At 56.7% G+C, this 2,500-nt stretch carries 1 rRNA gene; it reads right to left on the bottom strand.

Features of this window, described 5'->3' with window-relative positions:
• Positions 1-2,490, bottom strand: a 23S ribosomal RNA gene (locus ABD191_RS20505); the annotation flags it as partial.
• Between the last annotated feature and the right edge of the window lie 10 nt (positions 2,491-2,500).

Genomic DNA, 2,500 nt, shown 5'->3' on the forward strand with positions numbered 1-2,500 from the left:
GTTACCTTTTAGGAGGCAACCGCCCCAGTTAAACTACCCACCAGACACTGTCCCTGAACCCGATCAGGGTCCGAGGTTAGATACCCGAATCCAACAGAGTGGTATTTCAACGTTGACTCACCGCGAACTGGCGTCCGCGTTTCACAGTCTCCCACCTATCCTACACAATTGAACTCAAATACCAATGTCAAGCTATAGTAAAGGTCCCGGGGTCTTTCCGTCCTGCCGCGCGTAACGAGCATCTTTACTCGTAGTGCAATTTCGCCGGGCCTGTGGTTGAGACAGTGGGGAAGTCGTTACGCCATTCGTGCAGGTCGGAACTTACCCGACAAGGAATTTCGCTACCTTAGGATGGTTATAGTTACCACCGCCGTTTACTGGCGCTTAAGTTCTCAGCTTCGCCCTTTCGGACTAACCGGTCCCCTTAACGTTCCAGCACCGGGCAGGCGTCAGTCCGTATACATCGTCTTACGACTTCGCACGGACCTGTGTTTTTAGTAAACAGTCGCTTCCCCCTGGTCTCTGCGGCCACCTACCGCTGCTCCAGCGTGTGGTCTCACGGTCTGTGGCCCCCCTTCTCCCTAAGTTACGGGGGCAATTTGCCGAGTTCCTTAACCACAGTTCGCCCGATCGCCTTGGTATTCTCTACCTGACCACCTGTGTCGGTTTAGGGTACGGGCCGCTCGAAACTCGCTAGAGGCTTTTCTCGGCAGCATGGGATCACTGACTTCGACTCAAACGTCTCCGCGTAACGTCTCAGACCTATAGTGTGCGGATTTGCCTACACACCGTCCTACACGCTTGCCCCGGCACAACCACCGGCCGGGATCAGCTACCCTCCTGCGTCACCCCATCGCTTGACTACTACCACCCAAGTTCCCAGCCACCCGATCTCGATCCGAAGACCTCCACCAGGCAGGTGGTTAGTACAAGTAGGTTCGTCATGGTCGCTTCTTCGCGGGTACGGGAATATCAACCCGTTGTCCATCGACTACGCCTCTCGGCCTCGCCTTAGGTCCCGACTCACCCAGGGCGGATTAGCCTGGCCCTGGAACCCTTGGTCATCCGGCGGCAGGGTTTCTCACCCTGCTTTCGCTACTCATGCCTGCATTCTCACTCGTGTAGCGTCCACAGCTGGGTCACCCCGCTGCTTCACCCGCCACACGACGCTCCCCTACCCATCCACACACCTGCACAACACCCCGAAGGGCGTCGCGGGGTACATGTGTGAATGCCACAGCTTCGGCGGTGTGCTTGAGCCCCGCTACATTGTCGGCGCGGAACCACTTGACCAGTGAGCTATTACGCACTCTTTCAAGGGTGGCTGCTTCTAAGCCAACCTCCTGGTTGTCTATGCGACCCCACATCCTTTTCCACTTAGCACACGCTTAGGGGCCTTAGCTGGTGATCTGGGCTGTTTCCCTCTCGACTACGAAGCTTATCCCCCGCAGTCTCACTGCCGCGCTCTCACTTACCGGCATTCGGAGTTTAGCTGATTTCGGTAAGCTTGTGGGCCCCCTAGACCATCCAGTGCTCTACCTCCGGCAAGAAACACGCGACGCTGCACCTAAATGCATTTCGGGGAGAACCAGCTATCACGGAGTTTGATTGGCCTTTCACCCCTAACCACAGGTCATCCCCCACCTTTTCAACGGTGGTGGGTTCGGCCCTCCACGCGGTCTTACCCGCGCTTCAGCCTGCCCATGGCTAGATCACTCCGCTTCGGGTCTAGAGCATGCGACTGAACGCCCTGTTCAGACTCGCTTTCGCTACGGCTCCCCCACACGGGTTAACCTCGCCACATGCCACTAACTCGCAGGCTCATTCTTCAAAAGGCACGCCGTCACCTCGTTCTTACGAACTCAGCTCCGACGGATTGTAGGCAAACGGTTTCAGGTACTATTTCACTCCCCTCCCGGGGTACTTTTCATCTTTCCCTCACGGTACTAGTCCGCTATCGGTCACCAGGGAGTATTCAGCCTTACCAGGTGGTCCTGGCAGATTCACGGCAGATTTCAGGAGTCCGCCGCTACTCGGGAACACGCACAACAGGTCTGCAACTTTCACCTACCGGACTATCACCGTTTACAGCGCCACTTTCCAGAAGCTTCGGCTAGTCACAGACTTTCTCACTGTTCGATCCAGTGTCAGCCAGATCCGCACGGTCCCACAACCCCGCACACGCAACCCCTGACAGGTATCACACGCACACGGTTTAGGCTCAATCCGCTTTCGCTCGCCACTACTCACGGAATCACTATTGTTTTCTCTTCCTGCCGGTACTGAGATGTTTCACTTCCCGGCGTTCCCTCCACACACCCTATGTGTTCAGGTGTGGGTAACCCGACATGACTCGGGCTGGGTTTCCCCATTCGGACACCCTGGGATCAACGCTCGGTTGACAGCTCCCCCAGGCCTATCGCGGCCTCCCACGTCCTTCATCGGCTCCTGGTGCCTAGACATCCACCGTTTGCCCTCAGCAACTTGACCACAAAGATGC

Source organism: Luedemannella helvata, from assembly GCF_039528415.1.
GTDB classification, from domain to species: domain Bacteria; phylum Actinomycetota; class Actinomycetes; order Mycobacteriales; family Micromonosporaceae; genus Luedemannella; species Luedemannella helvata.